This window comes from Campylobacter gracilis (genome assembly GCF_001190745.1).
GTDB lineage: Bacteria > Campylobacterota > Campylobacteria > Campylobacterales > Campylobacteraceae > Campylobacter_B > Campylobacter_B gracilis.
Genome location: NZ_CP012196.1, coordinates 162,414 through 181,339, shown reverse-complemented (window position 1 = coordinate 181,339; position 18,926 = coordinate 162,414). Strand labels below are relative to the sequence as shown.

Here is an 18,926-nt window from a genome sequence, read left to right as displayed (position 1 = left end):
CGAAAAATTTCAATACAAAAATTTTGGATAAATTTAAACAGATATAAAAATTCCATAGGATTTTTCGGATTTATTTCCTTTTAATAAGGAAAATTTTAAAATACTCGCCATGAATGATCTAAAATTTTTTTACGAAAATCCGCCGGAATTTGCAGGCTTTATCCCGCGCAAAAGAGGTATAGACTCGCCCAAAACTATAATATACGGAGTGCTAAATTCCGGCAAAAGCGCCGTGCTGAAAAATGAAATTTCGGAACTTAAAAAAGATGAAATTTTGTACCTGAATTTAGCCGATCTACGCCTTGAAGAGGCGGTAGCGAATGATGCAATTTTTGTGGCTAGAAATAGTGCGGACAATACAAGGGCTAGCGAAGCAAATGAATATGAAATAAGTAGAGAAGCTACGCTAGACGCGGATATGCCCAGCGTAGATGAAATTTATCGCGCCGCCGTAAAAAATACAGATACAAAAAACGCAAAAAACGCAAGCACAGGCGGCTCAAACAACATAAAAAATGCGGAGTTCTACAGCACAAAAAACAGGAGCGAGAATTTCTTCCGCGAGATCAAAGAATTTTTAGTCGCCAACGAGCAAATTTCATCGCTTTTTTTAGATAATTTCAGTAGCACCGATTTTGAAATTTCATCGCTTCAAAGCTTTGCTGGGGGGCTAAATTTAAAGCGCATTATAATTTCTACTCGCGATAAAGAGTTAGTTTTGCCAGGCTTTGAGCGGCTTGAGCTTTTGCCGCTTTCGTTTGAGGAATTTATCGCCTTTGACAAGCGCCACAACGAGATAAACTCGATGATTTCGGCATTTTTAGCCCAAGGCGGCGGCGCAAAAAACCCCTTCATAGCGCCTGCCGAAATTTTAGAATTCGAGCAGAGGCTGCTTGCGGCGAACTTTAGCCGCACGGAAATTTTAATCCTCAAAGAGTGCCTAAGCTCTGTCCACACCGCATTTAGTGCAAATAAAATTTACACCGCGCTAAAGCCGCGTATCAAGATCTCAAAAGACGCGGTATACGGCACTATCGCCAAGCTTGAGCGGGAAAATTTCATCAGATTTTTAAGCAAAGCTGGCGAGCCTACGCGCGCAAAAAAACTATATTTTTCACATTTTAACATGCGCGAAATTTTAACAAGCAAAAAGGACTTCTCTAAAAAATTTGCCAACGTCCTTTTTTGCGAGCTTTTGGGGCTAAATACGCCGATTTTTTACACAAAAGAGCTGGATTTTTACCTGCCAGGCCTAAAGATGGGGGTTCTCGTCATCCCATTCAGCGACGCGGACATTATCTTTTTGAAATTCCGCAAAATCTTAAGCGTGCTCAAAAAGCTTGGCATCACAAGTTTAAAAGTTGTGTCTATGGCAAACTCCGGTAGGCTCGAGATTGAGGGCATCCGCTGTGACGTCATACCCTTTCACGAATTCGCACTCAGCTTTTAGATATTTGAAATTTTATATCATAAAAATACAAATTTTATGATATAATTTTGACAAGCCCATATCAATTATGCAAGGGAAAGCCGATGATCAAATTAAAAGATAAACTCATTTATGAAACGCTAAAACTGGTCGAATCGCAAGGCGAAGATGGGCTTTTGTGTCGCAATAAGCAAAGCGATGCAGAGTTTATGAGGCCCGTGAACGAATTCGCAACTGCGAGTGGGCGCAACTACACCTCGATCAAATCGACTCTTGACATAATTCATAAAAACTGGGGCTATCTGCAGCGCGAAAGCATTAAGGATACGGGGCTTGATGCGGGCAAGGCATCGAAGATTTTCATCTACCGCCTATGCGAGGCAGGGCGAAGCTTTATCGAAAAATACGAAAAAACGCTCGTCCAAAACGCCGACAAATAGCCCAAAATTAAAAATTTTAAGCGCCAATTAGATAGAATTCTTTAATTTCACGTGGAGCGACAAAATTTCGTTTTATGCGACTCGCCTTAAAAAAGGAGATGAAAATGCTGGATTTTATAGTAAAAATGCTCGCATGGAAAGCCGAGTGGGAGGTAAAAAAGGAATATGACAAAGAATTTGGCGATCTATCCTCCATGCGTTCAATCTTGCGCTTTATAATACTTCTTGTCATACTTGGCATTTTGGCTAAAATAAAATATATATAAGCTCATGAAAGATACATTTTTAGACATTGCGCTCGTTTTATTCGGCATCGCTATGCTTGTTGCGATGCGACAAAAATCTTTATTAAAATTTATAATTTTCGTCGTGATTTTAGCGCTCGCCAGAGAGTTAATCATCAGATTTTATGCCTAGTTTCAGCGAAACCGACGCGGATGGAATTTAAAAATTTAAACGACAAAATGACGGCTCGGCAGAATTCGGCGGGCGCAAATTTAAATTTCGCCGTAACCACACTATGCTTTTATCGTCGTTAGCGAATTCTACCGCGCTTCAAGAATTGCCGCATCTATAAATCCAGCCTTTATCGTCTGACAGATTTTACCCGCGGCGAGGATTTGCTTGATGTCGCACTTTTTGCTATTAGTGGCGGATTTTACTCGCGCAAATACGACAGAATTTCACTCGTGCGAACACGGCGGATTTTTTGCGGTGGCAGCAAAATTTATAAACCGAATGAGCGGGCTAGAGCGTAAATTTTATAACGCTATAACGCTTAAATTCCACAGAAGCCTAAATTAGCGCAATACAAGTGCAGAATCCAATCAAAAAATTTCAAACTTAGTAGTAAAATTTCGCGCACCAAAATTTTAAAATTTTATTTCATAAAATTCCGAAATTTGGAATTAGATTCTGTGACGATGCGACAAATTTTACCTCAAAATTAAAATTCTCACGCAAACCATGCCCTGTAAATTTCAAAATTTCATCATCATAAAATTTTAAAATTCCAATGCTGTATTGCAAATATATTATTTTATCAAACGTAGCGAAAAGCGAAATCTTGCATAAATCACACTCACAAATTTTACGAATTATCGCGCAAACCGGCTCGAAATTTCGCCCTGTCTACTCCACGTATCCGATAAATTCGCCATCGAAAGTATGCCTAACGTCGCCGCGAAAGTAAATTTTACCTCCATCTCCTAAGCGCAAATTTAGCGTTTCGCCGCTTGCAGGTATCACGCGGATGTCGGAAGCTAGCCCCATATTTTCGACGCCTGCGATGAAGCATGCCGCCATCCCTGTACCGCATGCAAGCGTTTCTGCCTCTACGCCACGCTCAAAGGTACGCACTTTTAAAATTTTGCTTGCGAGGCGACTTTGAACTAACGCATAATTAACGTTAGCGTTATACTTTTCGCGCAGATCGCGGGCCAGCACGGCATCAAACTCATTTAGATCGCTAACAAAAGTTACTAAGTGCGGCACTCCTGTGTTATAAAAATACCACGTTAGCCCTGCTTCTTCAAAGCTTTCGCCTAGGCGTTTAGGACGAGTTAACATTACCTCTACGTTAGCTACTAACGCGTGAGCATTAGGACGCAGATTGAAAATCTCGCCAAAGCTTACATTGCGTAGCTCGCCGCGCATGCTCTCACTCAAATTTCCGCCGAAAATACCGAAAATTTCGCCGCTAATTACGCCTGCGCCACTTAGGAATTTCATACTCTGCGCGGCCAAGAAATTTTCATACGCATACATGCATACCGCTCGCGAGCCGTTGCCGCACATATCGGCGCTGCTGCCGTCGCTATTGTAAAATTCCCACTCAAAGTTTATCCCCTCGATACCGTTAAATTTCGGCAGCACGACGATGAGCCCGTCGGCACCTACTCCATCGCGCCTATCGCATAGTTCGCGCGCTAGCTTGGATCTATCCGCCTTAACTGAATCCGTAAATATTACAAAATCATTTCCGCTCGCATTATATTTTGAAATTTTCATCATCTACCTCGCAAATTTTTAAAATTACTAACGCTCACTAACGCTTTATTAAAATTTTACTTATATCTAAATTTAAGCGTATCGCTTATTCCTAGGCTTTACTAAGACTCAATTTACTAACGTATCTTCTTTCGTGAGCCCATTTTGTTACGCGCCTTTCACAATGGATGTTAGAGCCTACCTCATAGCCTTTAAATGCTCGCAAGCATCAAATCTTCCGAGCTTGCAAGCCTTTTCATAAAGCTCGCGTGCCCTCTTTTTATCTTTCGCTACGCCCCAGCCCTTTTTATATTGATACGCTAAATTTGAGCAGGCTAGCGGCTCATCGCTTTTCTCGCACGCCTCGCTAAAATACTTCGCAGCAAGCGCGTGATCCTTTTGCCCGCCGTCGCCCTTGAAATACGTAACGCCTAAATTTACGCATGAATCCGCGTGTCCTTGCTCGCAAGCCCTCGTAAAAAATGTCCTAGCCCTGTCCGCGTCTTTTTTCACGCCGTCGCCAAGAACGTAGCTAAGCCCTAGGTTATGGCACGCCTCTACCTGCCCCATTTTGCAAGCCTTGATCAAAAGCTCGATCGCCTTTTTCGTGTCTGGATAGACGCCGAGCCCCTTTTTATAGTTGTATGCGAGGCTCGCGCACCCCTCGCTGCTGTTTTTCTTGCAGGCGTCGCCGAAAAGCTCATTCGCCCTCTTGCGATCCTGCGTTACCCCCTGCCCGTCGTTGTAGAGCAGTCCCAAATAGACGCAGCCCTTCTGCTCGCCGAGCTTGCACGCCCTGTCGTAATAGCGCGCGGCTTGCCTGAAGCTCCTATTTGAGTCGTATGCATAGCCCAAATTTGCGCAATCTAGCGCGTTTTCCTCGCCGCCTGCGTCGCAGTTGCGCTGCAGCTCATTTATCACGCGGCTTAGTTTTTTACAATCTATCTCGCTCCCCGCGGCGCAGCTCTTTCTTAGATCGTCGATCTCCGCCGCAGCGCCCGTCGCAAACAGCGCAGAGAGCAGAACCGCTCGCGCCGTAAATTTCAATCGCTCTTTAAGCGGTGCGCTTTTAAATTTTTGAAATTTAGCGCCGCTTTGGGCGCGGCTACCGATCCTCATCGCCTTTTCCTTTATTTTTAATCTCATCTTAATTCGCGTAGAAATTTTACGAGTTCTCTCGCAAAGGGCTAAATTTTATCTTTTAGCTCTTTTAAAAATCTCTCCACTGCGGTCTTAAGCGCGGCAAGATCGCCTCCGTTATCTATCACAAAGTCCGCCATGGCGCGCTTTTGCTCTATATCCATCTGCAGCTCCACGCGGTGCTTTGCGGCGGCATGATCCAGCCCGTTTCGCTTCATCACGCGCGAAATTAGCGTATCTTTAGGCGCATAAACGACCGCTACTTTATCAAAAAACTCATACCTCTTGCCCTCAAAAAACAGCGGAATATCGACGAAATAAATCTTTTCTTTCGCCTCCAAAGCCTGCGCCTGCGATAAAATTTCAGCCGCTATCTTTGGATGCAGTAGCGCTTCGAGCTTCGCAAGCTCCGCAGGGTTTTTGAACACAAGCTCGCCCAGCTTTTTGCGATCCACTGAAGCGCGGGAGGCGGATAAAATTTCCTCAACCGAATTGGCGTTGGATTCTGCATGCGAACTCAAATTTTTAGCCTGCGCGTCTTTTTGCACGACATATTGCGCGCCGAAAATTTCAGCCACCTGCGCGGTGCAGTGATCAAGGACGCAGTGCGAAATTTGATCGGCGTCGATGGTCTCAAATCCGCGCCCAGCAAGCAGCTCGCAAACCGCGCTCTTACCGCTGCCGATGCTGCCCGTGATGACGACTGCGTGTTTAAATTTCAAGGTGAGCCTTTATAGCGTTTTTATTCGATTTTAGCTAAAATCTGCGAAATTATACCATCTTGGAGGATAAAATTTGATAAGCTACAAAGACGCTGGCGTCGATATAGACGCGGGAAATGACTTCGTAAACGCGATAAAACCGTTCGTCAAAGCTACGCAAACTCCGCACGTTTTGGGCGGTATCGGCTCGTTTTCAGGCGCGGTGAGACTGCCCGCAGGCTACAAAAAGCCCGCGATCCTAGGCGCCACCGACGGCGTGGGCACAAAGCTGCGACTCGCGATCGACGCGCGCAAATTTGAGGGCGTGGGGCAGGATCTCGTCGCGATGTGTGTAAACGACCTCATCTGCAACTTTGCTGAGCCGCTATTTTTCCTCGACTACTATGCGACGGCGAAACTCGAGACCCGTGACGCCAAAGAGGTCGTAAAAAGCATCGCCGAGGGCTGCAAACTCGCCCGCTGCGCGCTGATCGGCGGCGAAACGGCGGAGATGCCCTCTATGTATGAGAAAGGCGACTTCGACCTTGCAGGCTTTGCCGTGGGTATCGCCGAAGAGGACGAGATCGACCGCTCAAAATTCGTCCGTGAGGGCGACGTGCTCATCGCGCTTCCTAGCAGCGGCCTACACTCAAATGGTTTCTCGCTCGCGCGAAAAGTGGTCGCCGAGCTGGGACTAAAATTTGACGACAAGGTAGGCAATCGCACGCTCATCGACGTGCTTTTGGAGCCGACTAGGATTTACGTCGGCGACTTTTTAAATTTAAAAGACAAGATCCACGCGCTCGCGCACATCACGGGCGGCGGCATCGTGGAAAATCTGCCGCGCGTATTCCCTGAGGGGCTGGGTGCGAAGATCGAGCATGCCGCGATCCGTACGCCTGAGATCTTTAAAATCATCGCGCAAAAAGTGGAGCCGGCCGAAATGATGAGGACGTTCAATATGGGCGTAGGCATGATCGTCGTAGCGCCGAAGCAAAACGCGGACTTTGTGCTTGCTAACACCGACGGCTACGTTATCGGAGAGGTCGTAAAGGGGCAGGGCGCGCAGCTCGTGTAGATTTGAAGCGGTAAAATTTGCCGCTTTTTGCCAAGGCAGAGTTTATGTTTAGGCTAAATTTTAAAACGGGTATCGTGACCACTTCCAAAAACAGTGCCGAGAATTATTATATGATAGGCCTTGCGGACGATAAGTACGACTATAAGAACTATCTGCTTTTCCAAAGACCGATCAAGCTCGGGCGGTACGAGGACGCAGACGCGCCGCATAACGGCTTATACGCAGAGTGCAATGGCGATATATGCTATAACGGCTGTAAGGCTGTGAAAATCACTAGCGAGCTTATCGTTTTTGAAGTCCAAGACAGCGTCATCGACATGGATATCCACGGCGTTAAAATTCCTAAACGTTTCATTCAGTATTGTAAAGAAATTTTCGGCGATCTGCTTAGCATCGAGGGATAAATTTAAATGCACCAGCGGCACGCGAAATTTAGCAAGCATGCCGAAAATCTACTCGGGGATACTACTCCGCGTCCTTTGCGTCCGCTTTTTCGATGAGGCTTTTATACTCATCTTCGCTTAGATGCTCCAGCCACGTTACGTTTTTGCCGTCCTTTTCAAAGGTCACTGCGATATGCTCGCCGTCTTCTTGCAGTCCGGCTCCGTGCCAGTGTTTGACGTCAGGCGGACAGAGCACTACATCGCCAGCACGAGCGATTTGCACGATGCCGTCCGCCGTGCCGGTGTAAATTTTGCCCTTCGTTACGATTAAATTCTGCCCCGCGGGATGCGTGTGCCATGCCGTACGTACTCCACGCGGAAAATGCACTAGCGCTGCTCCTGCGTTTGCATAAGGCGTTGCGCCGAAAAGCAGCGTGACCTTAGGCAGACCGCCTGCAAAAATTTTATCGCTCACCTCGTCATAGACGGACAGCTCATCTTTTTTAACTAAAATTTGAGTGTTTTGCATGATTTCTCCTTTGAATGCACTACTACATGTTTAAATTTAATACGCACAAGTAACCAAAAAATTTACTATTTTCCTTTGTAGTTCGCTATCTTTTCGCTGATCAAATTTGCTTTAAATTCGCGCACCTCATACTCTGCCAAACATGGATAGTAAGCATCCTCTTTTAAAATTTCATCCAGCGCCGTACGGTTAGCGACTTGCGCGATGATGATGCCTGCGTGTTCACGGTCTTGACATGGGCCAAGAAGTAAGAAATTCCTCGCTTCAAAATTTTTGGCAAACCATGCTCTGCGCGCAGCAAAAAGCTCATCTGCACGCTAAGATGGCACTAAATTTTGATTTAAAGTTATATTAATTAGATACATTATTGCTCCTACAAATTTTTTACTAGCTCGGCAACGCGTTTTGCATGCAAAATAGCCTTTTGGTGCATTACGGCGAGCTTTTCTTCGTCGTGACGGCTCTGATACGATAGTCCGCCGCTATACACGACTCCCGAAAACTGCATACCGCACATATTTGCAGTCTGTTTTAGCGGCGGTAAAAATTCATCAATTTCGTAGTTTTGCAAGCCAGCTTTTTGATACATCTCCTCCGGCGCGCCGCTTGTAAAGGAGATGACGAGCTTTTTGCCTCTTAGTTTATCGCCCGTTCGCCCGTGTGAAAAGCCGTGTACGAAGACATCCTCGAGCCACTTTTGCATTAAAGACGGCACGCTATACCAAAAAAACGGAAATTGAAACACGACTATGTCAGCATTTATTAGTTTTTCTTGCTCAGCTGCGACGTCTATACGGTAGTCTGCATAAAGCTCTCGCTTAGTATGTCAAATTTCGCCTCCGGCAAAAGCCTTTTTAGCTCATCCAAGATGATCTTATTAGCAAATGAATTTTTAAGGTCAGTATGACCCGAAACAACTAAAATTTTACTCATTTTTTCTCCTTGAATTTCTTTTAAATTTTATCTAAATATTGCAAAATAATATGTAGCAAGAATTTGCTGCAACAACCTTAAAACTTCGCCAAATACCGCTGCTTAAAATTTTGTAAACTGCTAAAGACTTTTTAGAACATCTCTTGCGTTTTGCGCCTTTGCTTCGCCTACGCATTCACCTAAAATTTTAAAAATTCTCTCGAATTGCTCGCCTGTTACGCCTAAATTTCTAGCTCCGATTAGGTGCGATTTTAGCTGCATATTGACGCCATTTAACGCCGCTAGTGTCGAGACGGTGATAATCTCGCGCTCTAAAAAGCCTAAATTATCCCTGCTAAAAAGATAGCCGAAAAGATAGGCCTTTAGTCCGTGATCGGCTGCAGGCGCGTCAAAAAGTACCGTACCAGAATAATCGCTCCCAAAGATGTATTTTTGCGTCTGCTCGCCAAGCGCGTAAAAATCGCTGTCCGCAGCAACCGGGCTCGCGTCTTTGCCGGCTTCGTCTTTAATACCCGCCGCCTCGCGCTCTTTTACGAGGTTATTAAAAACTATCAATCCGTTTAAACCCATCGGAAAGCCGATGTAAGCGCTTTGATGCGAGAGCGCCTCTCTAATTTGGCTCACGCTAAGCCCTGCTTTTAGAGCATTTTGCAGCGCGCCTTTTAGTTTGTCCGCATCGCCCGCCGCCGCATAAGCAGCCACGCTAACGAGCGCTAGCTGTTTATCGCTAAGCGCCCCGTTTAGCTTTGCCGCGTGCGGAAGCTCGTTAAAATTTACCATCGTTTGCTCCTTTGTCGTGTTTAAATTTAAAGCGGCGTGAGCTACTGAAATAATCCAAAAACTTCATCTTTGCTCCTTTTTTGGTAAGGCTTGTCTTGCAACTTGCGGACGAGCGCCAAAAAGTAAAAGTCATTCAAAGCCGCTCGTAAAGTAGGCCACTTAACGAAACGTAAAACTATTTATTTCTCTTATCAAACGCCGACTCCGTCGCGTCCTTAAAGTCCATCGCCTCTCCTGCGATGCTTCTTGTGTCCTTCATATCCGCCATCACGAGCGCCATTTTTTGCTCGGCGTTTTTAAAGGCGCTTGAGCCCATAAAAAGATACTGTGCAGGCATAGTCTGGCGCGAGATCTCAAACATCACGGGCCCAAAGGTCGCCGGGTTGCCCGGCTGTTTGCCGTTGTAAGCCTTAAATTTCTCGATAGTAGCGCTTCTAAACTCATTGTAGTCCTTGATCGCGCCCGCACCGGTTTTGAGGCTCTCGCCTAAAAATTCTGTCCTAAAGCCCGTTGGCATGACATTTATCGCGCGGATACCGAACTGATTTAACTCCAAATTTAGCCCCTCGCTAAGCGCGGAAACAGCAAATTTACTCATACAATAAGGCGTACTAGCCCCGCTCGTACGAAAGCCGCCGATCGAGCTTAGATTAAAGATACGAGCGACAACCTTCTCTTCGCTACCGCCATCTTTTATCGCTTGCGGACGCATTAGTTTAAGCGCAGCCTGTGTTAGTAAAAACGGCGCAAAGACGTTTATCTCAAACTGTGTCCTTAAATCGGCCTCACCAGTCTCCTCGACTATGCCTAAAAGCCCGTATCCGGCGTTATTCACGAGGTTATCGATGCGGCCGAATTTTTTCTGCGTCGCCTCTATCAGAGCTTTAAATTTAGCTTGCAGATCGCCTTCGAATTTTAACTCAAACGGCAAAAAATTCTCACTCTCGCCGCCGAATTTCTCATTTAATTTCTTCATCGTTCTTGACGTAGCGACGACCTTATCGCCTCTACTTAGAGCATATTTTGCCAAACTCTCCCCAAAGCCGCCCGTAGCGGCCGTGATAAGCCAAATCTGATTTTCCATGTTTTTCTCCTTTATTAAATTTCTTTCGCGTTTAAATTTACGCCAGTTAATATCGCATTTTTATAAATTCTCGCCTTTTAATCGCCGCCTTTTGACAGATTGCGGATTGCCGTGATCGAAAAATGGGCTTGTTTTTATTGTTTTGGCGTATTATCCTTCATCCAGTTTACGAGCCACTTTACGCGCTCAGGATCTGTGTGATCAAAAAACAGCGTCTTGCCTGTATCCAGCGCAGCGATGGCAGCCATATCATCAGGCGCAAGCGCAAAATCAAAAATGTCGAAATTTTGCTTCATCCTCTCGATTTTAACGCTTTTTGGAATGACGATGATGCCGCGCTGAATTAACCAGCGCAAAATAACCTGAGCCGAGCTTTTACCATATTTTTCGCCGATACCGCTTAGCACGGCATTTTTAAATATATCGTTTTTGCCCTCGGCAAAGCTAGCCCACGATTCAAATGCTATGCCGTAGCCATCAAGTACGCGCTTTAACGCTTCACGCTGATAAAACGGATGGCACTCAAGCTGATTTACCGCAGGGATGACGCCGCTGTTTTCGCATAGATCGACGATCCGATCGGCGTAGAAGTTGCTAACGCCGATAGAGCGAATGCGCCCCTCATCGCGCAAACGTTTCATCGCTCGCCACGAGCCATAAATATCGCCATATGGCTGATGAATGAGATAAAGATCAAGATACTCAAGCCCTAGCTTTTTCATCGACGCATCGAAGGCTTTTAGCGCGCGCTCTTCACCTGTGTCGTTAATCCAAAGCTTAGTAGTGATAAACAGCTCCTCGCGCTTTAACCCGCCTGCAAGAGCCGTCTTAATTGCTGCACCCACGCTTTCTTCATTAAAATACGCCTGCGCGGTGTCGATGAGACGGTAACCCACGCTGATCGCATCCTCAACGCATCTTTGCGTCTCTTTCGGATCTACCTGAAATACGCCAAATCCTAAAATCGGCATCTTGTTGCCGTCGTTTAAGGTTAAATACTGCATTTTAGCTCCTTTAATTTTAATTTATCTAGACATTTTGATGACGTACGCTTTGAACGGCGCCGCGCTAAATTTTATAATGCGCCAAAATCTCTCGCATCGAAAACGGCTAAATTTAACGCTCGATCCGCAGCTGTCTGAGCTTTAAATTTAGGCGCGCCGCTTTGTCGCCTCTACCCTCTTACAGCGAGCCCCGCGGACTTAAGAGATGCAAGACGATCATCTCACTATCTGCGCGCTTGTTTTTTTAGGAAGAGCGATCACTAGCGCGCCCATACTGCCGCCTGCCTTTTCAGGAAAGGGCGATCGCTCGCCCTTCTGTTTAAATTTTATCTATGCGCTCGCGCCTTATTTTGCAAAATCTAAAATTTTAGCGATATTTTCGCGGCTGTAGAGCTCCGCCATATTCCATGCTTTGGCGTTTGTCGCGGCTACGTCTATGACCTCGTCTAGCACCTTGCCTTCGATGCCTAGCTATGCCAGGCTAGTCGGCGTGCCGATCTTATCAAACCACACCTTAAGCGCCAGGGTGCCTTCATCTGCGCTTTTAAGGCCGAAAATTTCACGCGCGAAACGCTCAAACGCGCTTAAATTTCTATCCTTATACCACTTCATCCACGCAGGCATTACCACGCTAAGACCGGCTCCGTGCGCGCAGTCCACGACCGCGCTCATCGCATGCTCAATCATATGATTTGGATAGCCGAAGCCGCCCACACCCACGTAGGTTAGCCCGTTTAGCGCCATCGTCGCGGCCCACGCAAACTCGGCGCGCGCGTCGTAATCGCTCGGATCTGCGAGTAGGATTTCAGTCGTGCGGATGACGGTTTTGATATTAGCTTCGATATAGGCTCGCACGATCTCTGGATGGACGCTAGCGGTAAAATACCCCTCGATGCTGTGCGCGATGATGTCGCTCGCGCTATATACGAGATACTCGCGGCTGACGGTTGCTTGCAGCTGCGGATTTATGACCGAGACCTTCGGATATAGACACGGCGCGCTGATCGCGTATTTTTGTTTGGTCTGCTCCTTGGTCACCACGCCGCCGCAGTTCATCTCCGAGCCCGTCGCGGCAAGGGTGATTATGTCAAAAATCTTAAGCGCGGTGCTAGGATTTTTGCCGGTGAAAAAATCCCACACGTCGCCTTCATAGCAGGCGCCTGCGGCTACGGCTTTTGCGGAGTCCAGCACGCTTCCGCCGCCCACAGCGAGCACGCTATCGGCGCCAAATTCTTTGGCGAGCCCGATCGCTTCGTTTACCTTGCTTAGTACGGGATTTGATTTTATGCCACCAAGCTGCGCAAATTCTATACTGTTTGCCTTTAAGCTACTCTCCACAACGTCCATCAGACCGCTTTTTCGCACGCGTTCGCTGCCGTATAGTACGAGAGCTTTTTTCGCGCCCGCTTCCTTCATATACTGCCCGATATGCTTTTCTTTATCCTTGCCGAATTCTATCCTCACGGGGTTGCAAAAACTAAAATCTGTCATCTTCTCTCCTTTAAATAAAGTTGGCTAAATTATAGCCTTTTTTAAAATTTTGCGGTAGCACGATAGTCCAAATTCCTTGCCCAATCGTGCAAATGTAAGTGTAATCTGTATAAATTTAAAGGAGCGAGCATGAACGAAGTAGATAAAATTTTAAAAGACGCCACAAAGATCGCAAATGAGTTATATCCCACCTACGGACACGTTCAGACGCCTATAGAGGCGCTCAGCTTTTACCATCAAAGAAAGCCCCAGACTTCATCGCGACGATCTATGGGCCCAGCGCGCGCTTGTGCCTGCGCGGCGGCAAAATGGTAGAATTTAGCGGCAAGCAGTATCGATACGACACGCAAAAATTCCTACTTTGCGCAAGCGACCTGCCGCTTTTGGGGTGGGTAGAGCACTGCCCGTTTCTATCGGTAAGCATTAAATTTCAAAGCGAAGACATTCTTGAAGCGCTCAAGGAGATAGGGGGGGGCAGAACCGCGCGGGCAGACTTCTGTGGCTCGTATAATTTGCGGCACCGTTTTTTTGCGCTTTGCTCTAAACATCGAGCGAAATTTTACTCTCCGATATGATCTGCGGCGCGGATTTTGCGCGAGGCTAAATTTACTCGCACCCCTGCCGCGCTGTTTTATTCGCGCTCGCAGTACCGCTTTGCTCGCATCGCATGCCGCTACACAAAGCAAGAAAGCGGATATTTCGCGGCGCTTTTGTCCGTGAGCGCGGCGAGGAAAAGAGCGATAAATTCCTCGAAGTTTTGCGCAATGACCAGGGCATCCTCATAGATCGGTTCTGCGCCGAATACGATCTTGCCCGCGTCCGCGCCCTGCGTGAGGATGCCCGCGAAGCAGCGTTCGCCTCTGACCGAAAATAAAAACGGCAAGCACTCGCTCCAAAATGCTCTCACGGCGGCTCTTTGCGCATCGTTATCCGCGCACTCCAGGCTGTCTTTTTCAAAATCTTCGTAGCAAAATTCCGCCTCGTCTGCGCTCGGTGACGCATAATCCCTAGCGGACACGAACCAAACGGCGTCCGCAGCGTCGCTCAAAATTTCAAAAGAGCAAACGAAGCGGTAAAAATCTTCGCTTAAATTTTTAAATCTGCCGCCTAAAAATTCGCTTCGCGGCGGGCAAATTTCATCTCTACGCCGTATCTGCCAGCTGTTTTGCGCCAGTGCGTCTATAAGTTCGTCAAAAATCATCTCGCCTCCCGTAATTTGGCGCCGATTATAGCATTTTACTCGGCGCAGCGACTAAATGCGGCTAAATTTATAAAATTTTGCCTGCCCGCTGCGCATAAAAAGAGAAATTTTGCGTGAAATTTTAAAAATCGGCTAAAAATAAAATGACGTTTCCAAATCGCCGCTAAATTTAGGCTCGGCAGAGGGCGTAAGCCGCAGATGAAAAACTGGCGTATCGCTTAAAATAGGCGTATCGTCGCGGGATGCGGACGAGCCGCTAAAATTTGCGCTTTGGTATCCGCCTAAAATTTCCAAGCGGTACCGACCGCGCTCTAGGCGAAAGCTCAGGCTGTTTTGCTCGCTGATGCGGCTCATATCTTTAAAATAGCCGATGCCTGCGATCTTTAGCGTGCCTGATGAGTGAAAAATCCAGCCGCGAGAGATGATTTTCGCTTCGTTTTGATTAAAAATTTCCTCATCCGCCTCGCCCACGGTAACCGCAAAATCGTAATAATCGCTGCGAACGCCTAATATCGGCACCGCAATGCCCTCTTCTGTGACCGCACCCCCGTGCTCGGTCTGCGTAAAATAGGCAAGAACGTCCCCGTTCGCAAGCCCGTGCTCATCCAGATAGCGCGCTAGCAGCGCGGGCTCGTATAACACGAAGCCGCCCAGCTCGGAGAAAATTTGTCTTTTCATTCGCACCTTTCTTTGATCGCCGCGCGCGCCGTACGTAGAAATTTTACCGCTCATTTGCCCTCTTTATATTTGTTTTCGCAGCGCCGATGAAATTTTATCACAGTGCCCGCGGCAGGCTAAATTTTATCTCTGCAGTCGCGTCGCAGATGAAATTTAAACCCCATTTTGCGCTCAAATTTACAGCCCGCGGTTTTTGCCGTCCATGCCTTGGCATCTGTCTACAAGCCAGCGCCCGTCCTTGCGCACGAGCAGGAAGCGGCGCGCAAAGCCGTGTTCGTCCTTGGCGTAGATGTAAATTTTATTTTTGCTCTCGCATTCGGCGTCCGTTAGCTCGTACCTGCCGTAGGTGCCGCCTTCCGCCATCGAAAACGAAATGCCCTCGGGGCGGAAGCCGCTGCGCCTAACGGGCGTACAGTAGCGCGCAAAGAGCTCGTCGCATCTGCGCTGCACCTCGCCGTCGTCCGCATCATCAATTCTCGATGTGGCAAATTTCTCCCATTCGCTCATCGCTGTGAAAAATGCGAGCAGCGTATCGCGCGCCGCCGCCAGGTCATCTGGATCAAGCTTCTTTTTGCTCTTTACGGCGTCTCTTTGTGCCTGTTCGAATTCCGCGATTTGCTCCTTACTGAAGCGCCCGCCGTCTAGATAAAACTGGATTTTGGTATCCGCCACGGCTAGCAGCCCCGCAAAGCTCACGCGTGAATTGACCAGGCGCAGCGATTTTAGCTTCGGGATTTGTACGATCGCTTTTAGCCCCTCATCCGTGATGCTGACGTTTTTGATACCGATGTGCTCGAGCTTGGCGTGCTCCGCAAAGTATCTAAAGCCCTCGCCGCTTATCTTATCGCTATCTTGCAAAAAAAGATACGCAAGCTTCGGTAGCGTGGCTAGATGCTGCAGCGCCGCGTCCGTGATGGCCGTAGCTATAAAGCCCATATTTACGAGGCTTTTTACCTCGCAGATGCGGCGCACCATCTCATCGCTTAGCGCGACATTTTCGTAGTGATGCCCTTTGCAGTAGCGCTCGCTAACCGCGTCCAAAGCCTCCTGCATCGTGATCTGCTTCATCACCTATCCTTTAAATTTGATTTTAAAATTTTAGTGAAATTTTACGATTTACGCAAGGCACTTAAATTTACGCGCGGATTTTAGCTCGCGCAAGCGCGATTAAATTTTGCGGCAATAGCGAGGTTGAAATATACTTTCGTCGTTGAAATTCGGCACAGAATTTCGGCAACACTTTTTAAATTGAGCTCGCCGCGCAAAGCTGACGAACGGAAAAGGTGCTTTTGTGATTAAATTTTACGCATCATTTTCCACGGCGACGCTTTTCCTCGATACCGCTTTGTCCTTGCCTGCGCGCTAGCTCGTCAAGTAGGGCGTCCGGGTGGATATTGTGCGCCGCAAGTGCGAGCAGAAGGTGAAATAAAAGATCCGCCCCCTCATAAATCACGTCGTATCGCGGCTCGCCCGCTCTGTGCTCGCCGAAGCCCTCGCGCGCGACGTCTGCGTAAAGCTCGCTGCGCGAGAGGTCCTTGCACGCCAGCGCGAACTCGCACGCCTCCTCGGCGATCTTTTTGAGATAGGCGTTTTCGCCCTTTGCGTAGAGCGAGGCGACGTAGGAGAGCGCGGGCTCGCCGTTTAGCTTGCGATCCAAGCAGATGTGATAAATTTCGTCCAAAACGCTGTACGGGCCTTTTTCTGCGGAGTTTTCGAGCGTAGAATTTTGCGCGGCGGCGTCTAAATTTTGCTCGCTGCGCTCTGCGGCGGAATTTGTGAACGCGGAATTCGTCGCAGAGGGGCTTTGCATTACAGAGCTCTGATTGCTGCAGGAGGTAGTAGAATTTTCGGGCGTTAAATTCTGAAAGCCGTCGCAGGAAGCGGAATTTTGCCCTGCGCGTGAATTCTCGGAATTTTTCTGCGCGAGAGAGGTTGTAGAGCCGTGCTCTGCAAAATTTATCGCGCCGCAAGTGCTCGAGCTCCCCACATTTTCGCCACATTTTTGCAGTGAAATCTCTTTGAAAAAACAGCTTCGCGCGCCCGTGTGGCAGGCGGATCCGCCGCATTGCTCGATCTTAAGCAGCAGCGCGTCGTTGTCGCAGTCCAAAAAGGCGGATTTTACGAGCTGAACGTGCCCGCTCTCCTCCCCCTTTTTCCAGATGCGTCCCTTACTGCGCGAAAAGTAGTGCGCGTAGCCGGTACGTAGCGTCAGGCTTAGCGCCTCCTCGTTCATATACGCGAGCATCAAAACCGCGCCGTCGCCCGCATCCTGCACGATCGCGGGGAGCAGCCCGCCTAATTTTTGCCAATCTACCTTCATCTTTGATCCTTAGTTTGCGAAGTCGCGCGCCTTAAATTTAACTGCCGCACGCGGAATTTGCATTATAAAATTTCAAAAACCGTCAAGACCGGTCTCGCAAAAATTTAAAGAATTTAAAATTTCTACGCGGCGGCTTAGCGATGAAATTTAGCGCACTTTCATGAAAATTTATGCGCTGCAAGCCTCCGTGCACTCACTAAAACAAAGCCGAGGCGAGCGAGTTCGCATATAGCGAGCCTTTGTGCGAAGCAAACTCGCAATGAAATTTAACCATATCAGCTCGCAAAGCCGCCAACAAAGCTTTTCGCACGCTAGTCACTAAGCCTAAACGCAGCTTCCGCGAGTTTCAATCGCTAGTTTTTGCGCTCGCGCCGCTAAGCGTAGCCATAAATTGCAAGCGAGTTTTTCGCGCCTTGCAGCTAAATTTCGTCCGTAAAATCCCTCGCGGATCTACGCACCACAGCAAACTTGCCATTAAATTTAACTCGCAAAATCGCGAACGAGCATTTGCGTTAATTGCTAAATTTCATCCTTAAAATCACGGGTTAATTTTACATGCCGCGGACAAATTTGCCGTCAAACTTAGCCACAAATTACGATGGGCTTTTCGCGCCTCACAGCTAAATTTAGTTCGCGAAATTGGGGCGCATAGCCGCCTGAAATTTTAATTTTCCCGCTCGATGGCGCTTTGCTTCGCCTTATCTTTCGTATCGACCCAGATATTAGGCACCGCGCCGCCCGGCGTTAGGAAAATTTTTGCGTCGCTGTTTTCGCGCAACGCCTCGTTAAATTTAGCTTGCGTCTCGATCTGCTTGAGGCTTAAAAGATTTGCATCCAAGCTCTTTGCGACCTCTTTGTTGGCGTAAGCTTGCGCGTCGGCTTCGATCTTAGCGGCATCGGCGCGACCTTGAGCCTCGATTTTGACGGCGTCTGCGTTACCTTTGGCAAGAGCAGCCTTTTTAAGCGCCTCTTGATTCGCGCGCTCGACCTCGTATTTGGTGCGCTCAGCCTCCTGTTTGGCGATCTGCACGCTCTCGATCTGCTCCTTTACCTTCGCCGGCAGGATGATCTCGCGAAGCTGCACGGCTAGCAGATCTACGGGCGAATTCGGCAGTGCTTCGATATTCTTGCGGATGCCGTCGTCGATCGATTTGGCGATCTCGTCGCGTTTGGTAGGCAGCTCCTCGGCGGCATAGTTACCGATGACGCTGCGCACGACGTCCTTTACACGCGGATCGATGATCTTATCCTCCCACAAAAAGCCCCACTCGGCGATCGTATTGGGCGCCGTGGCTTCATTGAGCCTGTATTGCACGGTGATGTCGATGCTGACGGGCAAATTTCGCGAATCTAGCACCGAAAGCGAGTTTTTACTGATGATACCGCCCGTGGTGCCGCTTTTAGTAGCGATACCCGCGCTCATATCTTCGCTACTGGTGTAGTTTATGATACGCGTGCGAGTATCTACGACGAATACGTCCTGTATGAACGGCACGAAAAAGTGAAGTCCTGCGCCAAGAGGCGTCGGATCGTATTTGCCTAAATTTGACTTGATCCCCACTTCGCCGGATTGGATCGTGACGAAGGGTTTTGAGATCACTAGTAGCGCTATTATCGCAATTATCGCGTAAATCACGCCGCTAAACTTACCCATTCCTCCGAAATTAGGAATTTTAAAATTTAAATTCCCGCCTTTTTTGTCGCTATTTTTCTTATTAAAATAATCATTCAAATCCGCAGGCATGC

At 47.8% G+C, this 18,926-nt stretch carries 22 protein-coding genes and 1 pseudogene; 8 read left to right on the top strand and 15 right to left on the bottom strand.

The features are described from left to right. Positions 1-109: 109 nt before the first annotated feature. The 4 genes from CGRAC_RS00835 (at position 110) to CGRAC_RS12140 (ending at position 2,673) form a co-directional block, all read left to right on the top strand. Complete coding sequence (locus tag CGRAC_RS00835; protein ID WP_005869014.1) at positions 110-1,450, top strand: ATP-binding protein; 1,341 nt, start codon at positions 110-112, stop codon at positions 1,448-1,450. An 83-nt stretch (positions 1,451-1,533) separates the two neighbouring features. Beyond that, entirely contained in the window at positions 1,534-1,869 is a 336-nt protein-coding gene (locus CGRAC_RS00830) for a hypothetical protein (protein ID WP_005869015.1), read from the top strand. A gap of 104 nt (positions 1,870-1,973) precedes the next feature. Continuing rightward, a complete protein-coding gene (locus CGRAC_RS11655; RefSeq protein ID WP_005869016.1) occupies positions 1,974-2,135 on the top strand; it encodes a hypothetical protein in 162 nt (53 codons plus the stop codon). Positions 2,136-2,496: 361 nt separating this feature from the next. Further along, entirely contained in the window at positions 2,497-2,673 is a 177-nt protein-coding gene (locus tag CGRAC_RS12140) for a hypothetical protein (RefSeq protein WP_005869018.1), read from the top strand. A gap of 327 nt (positions 2,674-3,000) precedes the next feature. Here CGRAC_RS12140 and dapF read toward each other — a convergent pair whose 3' ends face one another. The 3 genes from dapF to coaE form a co-directional block, all read right to left on the bottom strand. Continuing rightward, positions 3,001-3,879: a diaminopimelate epimerase gene (gene dapF / locus CGRAC_RS00825; protein ID WP_005869022.1), complete on the bottom strand. Its 879-nt coding sequence runs from the start codon at positions 3,877-3,879 to the stop codon at positions 3,001-3,003. Positions 3,880-4,056: 177 nt separating this feature from the next. Next, on the bottom strand, positions 4,057-4,977 hold the full coding sequence (locus CGRAC_RS00820) for a tetratricopeptide repeat protein (RefSeq protein WP_169748459.1): 921 nt from the start codon (positions 4,975-4,977) through the stop codon (positions 4,057-4,059). Between the two features lie 68 nt (positions 4,978-5,045). Further along, positions 5,046-5,720, bottom strand: a complete 675-nt coding sequence (gene coaE / locus CGRAC_RS00815) for a dephospho-CoA kinase (protein WP_005869026.1) — start codon at positions 5,718-5,720, stop codon at positions 5,046-5,048. A 73-nt stretch (positions 5,721-5,793) separates the two neighbouring features. Here coaE and purM point away from each other — a divergent pair, with 73 nt between their 5' ends. Together purM and CGRAC_RS00805 are read left to right on the top strand one after the other, a co-directional pair. Continuing rightward, entirely contained in the window at positions 5,794-6,777 is a 984-nt protein-coding gene (purM, locus tag CGRAC_RS00810; protein WP_005869028.1) for a phosphoribosylformylglycinamidine cyclo-ligase, read from the top strand. 44 nt (positions 6,778-6,821) lie between these two features. Then, a complete protein-coding gene (locus tag CGRAC_RS00805) occupies positions 6,822-7,181 on the top strand; it encodes an Imm10 family immunity protein (RefSeq protein ID WP_005869030.1) in 360 nt (119 codons plus the stop codon). Between the two features lie 61 nt (positions 7,182-7,242). Here CGRAC_RS00805 and CGRAC_RS00800 read toward each other — a convergent pair whose 3' ends face one another. The 7 genes and pseudogenes from CGRAC_RS00800 to CGRAC_RS00770 form a co-directional block, all read right to left on the bottom strand. Further along, positions 7,243-7,689 (bottom strand): cupin domain-containing protein, encoded by a 447-nt coding sequence (locus CGRAC_RS00800; protein WP_005869032.1) that lies wholly within the window; start codon positions 7,687-7,689, stop codon positions 7,243-7,245. Positions 7,690-8,062: 373 nt separating this feature from the next. Further along, positions 8,063-8,440 carry an NAD(P)H-dependent oxidoreductase gene (locus CGRAC_RS00795; RefSeq protein WP_407637297.1) on the bottom strand — a complete coding sequence of 126 codons (378 nt, stop codon included), beginning with the start codon at positions 8,438-8,440 and terminating at the stop codon, positions 8,063-8,065. 38 nt (positions 8,441-8,478) lie between these two features. Further along, positions 8,479-8,622 carry a hypothetical protein gene (locus CGRAC_RS12370; protein ID WP_005869038.1) on the bottom strand — a complete coding sequence of 48 codons (144 nt, stop codon included), beginning with the start codon at positions 8,620-8,622 and terminating at the stop codon, positions 8,479-8,481. A gap of 120 nt (positions 8,623-8,742) precedes the next feature. Further along, positions 8,743-9,402, bottom strand: coding sequence for a carboxymuconolactone decarboxylase family protein (locus tag CGRAC_RS00790; protein WP_005869040.1), 660 nt, complete (start codon positions 9,400-9,402; stop codon positions 8,743-8,745). A 175-nt stretch (positions 9,403-9,577) separates the two neighbouring features. Further along, complete coding sequence (locus CGRAC_RS00785; protein ID WP_005869042.1) at positions 9,578-10,486, bottom strand: SDR family NAD(P)-dependent oxidoreductase; 909 nt, start codon at positions 10,484-10,486, stop codon at positions 9,578-9,580. Positions 10,487-10,620: 134 nt separating this feature from the next. Continuing rightward, a complete protein-coding gene (locus CGRAC_RS00780) occupies positions 10,621-11,490 on the bottom strand; it encodes an aldo/keto reductase (protein ID WP_050346286.1) in 870 nt (289 codons plus the stop codon). 345 nt (positions 11,491-11,835) lie between these two features. Next, positions 11,836-12,981 (bottom strand): annotated as a pseudogene (locus tag CGRAC_RS00770) (iron-containing alcohol dehydrogenase). 129 nt (positions 12,982-13,110) lie between these two features. Between CGRAC_RS00770 and CGRAC_RS12135 the strand changes: the two are divergent. After that, a complete protein-coding gene (locus CGRAC_RS12135) occupies positions 13,111-13,296 on the top strand; it encodes a hypothetical protein (RefSeq protein ID WP_005871422.1) in 186 nt (61 codons plus the stop codon). Then, on the top strand, positions 13,290-13,556 hold the full coding sequence (locus CGRAC_RS00760) for a hypothetical protein (RefSeq protein WP_040304024.1): 267 nt from the start codon (positions 13,290-13,292) through the stop codon (positions 13,554-13,556). The genes CGRAC_RS12135 and CGRAC_RS00760 overlap by 7 nt, the downstream gene beginning before the upstream one ends. A 98-nt stretch (positions 13,557-13,654) precedes the next feature. Here the strand turns inward: CGRAC_RS00760 and CGRAC_RS00755 are convergent, their stop codons facing one another. The 5 genes from CGRAC_RS00755 to CGRAC_RS00735 all read right to left on the bottom strand — a co-directional run bounded on the left by CGRAC_RS00755 (position 13,655) and on the right by CGRAC_RS00735 (position 18,924). Next, a complete protein-coding gene (locus CGRAC_RS00755) occupies positions 13,655-14,182 on the bottom strand; it encodes a hypothetical protein (RefSeq protein ID WP_005871426.1) in 528 nt (175 codons plus the stop codon). 132 nt (positions 14,183-14,314) lie between these two features. Next, on the bottom strand, positions 14,315-14,914 hold the full coding sequence (locus CGRAC_RS00750; protein ID WP_005871430.1) for a hypothetical protein: 600 nt from the start codon (positions 14,912-14,914) through the stop codon (positions 14,315-14,317). 123 nt (positions 14,915-15,037) lie between these two features. Continuing rightward, positions 15,038-15,928 carry an NTF2 fold immunity protein gene (locus tag CGRAC_RS00745; RefSeq protein WP_005871434.1) on the bottom strand — a complete coding sequence of 297 codons (891 nt, stop codon included), beginning with the start codon at positions 15,926-15,928 and terminating at the stop codon, positions 15,038-15,040. A 241-nt stretch (positions 15,929-16,169) separates the two neighbouring features. Continuing rightward, on the bottom strand, positions 16,170-17,180 hold the full coding sequence (hisI, locus tag CGRAC_RS12860; RefSeq protein ID WP_005871438.1) for a phosphoribosyl-AMP cyclohydrolase: 1,011 nt from the start codon (positions 17,178-17,180) through the stop codon (positions 16,170-16,172). A gap of 664 nt (positions 17,181-17,844) precedes the next feature. Next, positions 17,845-18,924 (bottom strand): SPFH domain-containing protein, encoded by a 1,080-nt coding sequence (locus tag CGRAC_RS00735; protein WP_005871444.1) that lies wholly within the window; start codon positions 18,922-18,924, stop codon positions 17,845-17,847. Between the last annotated feature and the right edge of the window lie 2 nt (positions 18,925-18,926).

What these genes read in the sequence shown, in the direction of transcription:
- CGRAC_RS00760 (WP_040304024.1), top strand. Translation starts at nt 13,290, where the DNA reads ATGGTAGAATTTAGCGGCAAGCAGTATCGATACGACACGCAAAAATTC.
- CGRAC_RS00735 (WP_005871444.1), bottom strand. Translation starts at nt 18,924, where the DNA reads ATGCCTGCGGATTTGAATGATTATTTTAATAAGAAAAATAGCGACAAA.
- CGRAC_RS00835 (WP_005869014.1), top strand. Translation starts at nt 110, where the DNA reads ATGAATGATCTAAAATTTTTTTACGAAAATCCGCCGGAATTTGCAGGC.
- CGRAC_RS00805 (WP_005869030.1), top strand. Translation starts at nt 6,822, where the DNA reads ATGTTTAGGCTAAATTTTAAAACGGGTATCGTGACCACTTCCAAAAAC.
- CGRAC_RS00745 (WP_005871434.1), bottom strand. Translation starts at nt 15,928, where the DNA reads ATGAAGCAGATCACGATGCAGGAGGCTTTGGACGCGGTTAGCGAGCGC.
- CGRAC_RS00750 (WP_005871430.1), bottom strand. Translation starts at nt 14,914, where the DNA reads ATGAGCGGTAAAATTTCTACGTACGGCGCGCGCGGCGATCAAAGAAAG.
- CGRAC_RS00790 (WP_005869040.1), bottom strand. Translation starts at nt 9,402, where the DNA reads ATGGTAAATTTTAACGAGCTTCCGCACGCGGCAAAGCTAAACGGGGCG.
- CGRAC_RS00785 (WP_005869042.1), bottom strand. Translation starts at nt 10,486, where the DNA reads ATGGAAAATCAGATTTGGCTTATCACGGCCGCTACGGGCGGCTTTGGG.
- CGRAC_RS00820 (WP_169748459.1), bottom strand. Translation starts at nt 4,977, where the DNA reads ATGAGGATCGGTAGCCGCGCCCAAAGCGGCGCTAAATTTCAAAAATTT.
- hisI (WP_005871438.1), bottom strand. Translation starts at nt 17,180, where the DNA reads ATGAAGGTAGATTGGCAAAAATTAGGCGGGCTGCTCCCCGCGATCGTG.
- dapF (WP_005869022.1), bottom strand. Translation starts at nt 3,879, where the DNA reads ATGAAAATTTCAAAATATAATGCGAGCGGAAATGATTTTGTAATATTT.
- CGRAC_RS12140 (WP_005869018.1), top strand. Translation starts at nt 2,497, where the DNA reads ATGTCGCACTTTTTGCTATTAGTGGCGGATTTTACTCGCGCAAATACG.
- CGRAC_RS12135 (WP_005871422.1), top strand. Translation starts at nt 13,111, where the DNA reads ATGAACGAAGTAGATAAAATTTTAAAAGACGCCACAAAGATCGCAAAT.
- CGRAC_RS00800 (WP_005869032.1), bottom strand. Translation starts at nt 7,689, where the DNA reads ATGCAAAACACTCAAATTTTAGTTAAAAAAGATGAGCTGTCCGTCTAT.
- CGRAC_RS11655 (WP_005869016.1), top strand. Translation starts at nt 1,974, where the DNA reads ATGCTGGATTTTATAGTAAAAATGCTCGCATGGAAAGCCGAGTGGGAG.
- CGRAC_RS00780 (WP_050346286.1), bottom strand. Translation starts at nt 11,490, where the DNA reads ATGCAGTATTTAACCTTAAACGACGGCAACAAGATGCCGATTTTAGGA.
- CGRAC_RS12370 (WP_005869038.1), bottom strand. Translation starts at nt 8,622, where the DNA reads ATGAGTAAAATTTTAGTTGTTTCGGGTCATACTGACCTTAAAAATTCA.
- CGRAC_RS00830 (WP_005869015.1), top strand. Translation starts at nt 1,534, where the DNA reads ATGATCAAATTAAAAGATAAACTCATTTATGAAACGCTAAAACTGGTC.
- CGRAC_RS00755 (WP_005871426.1), bottom strand. Translation starts at nt 14,182, where the DNA reads ATGATTTTTGACGAACTTATAGACGCACTGGCGCAAAACAGCTGGCAG.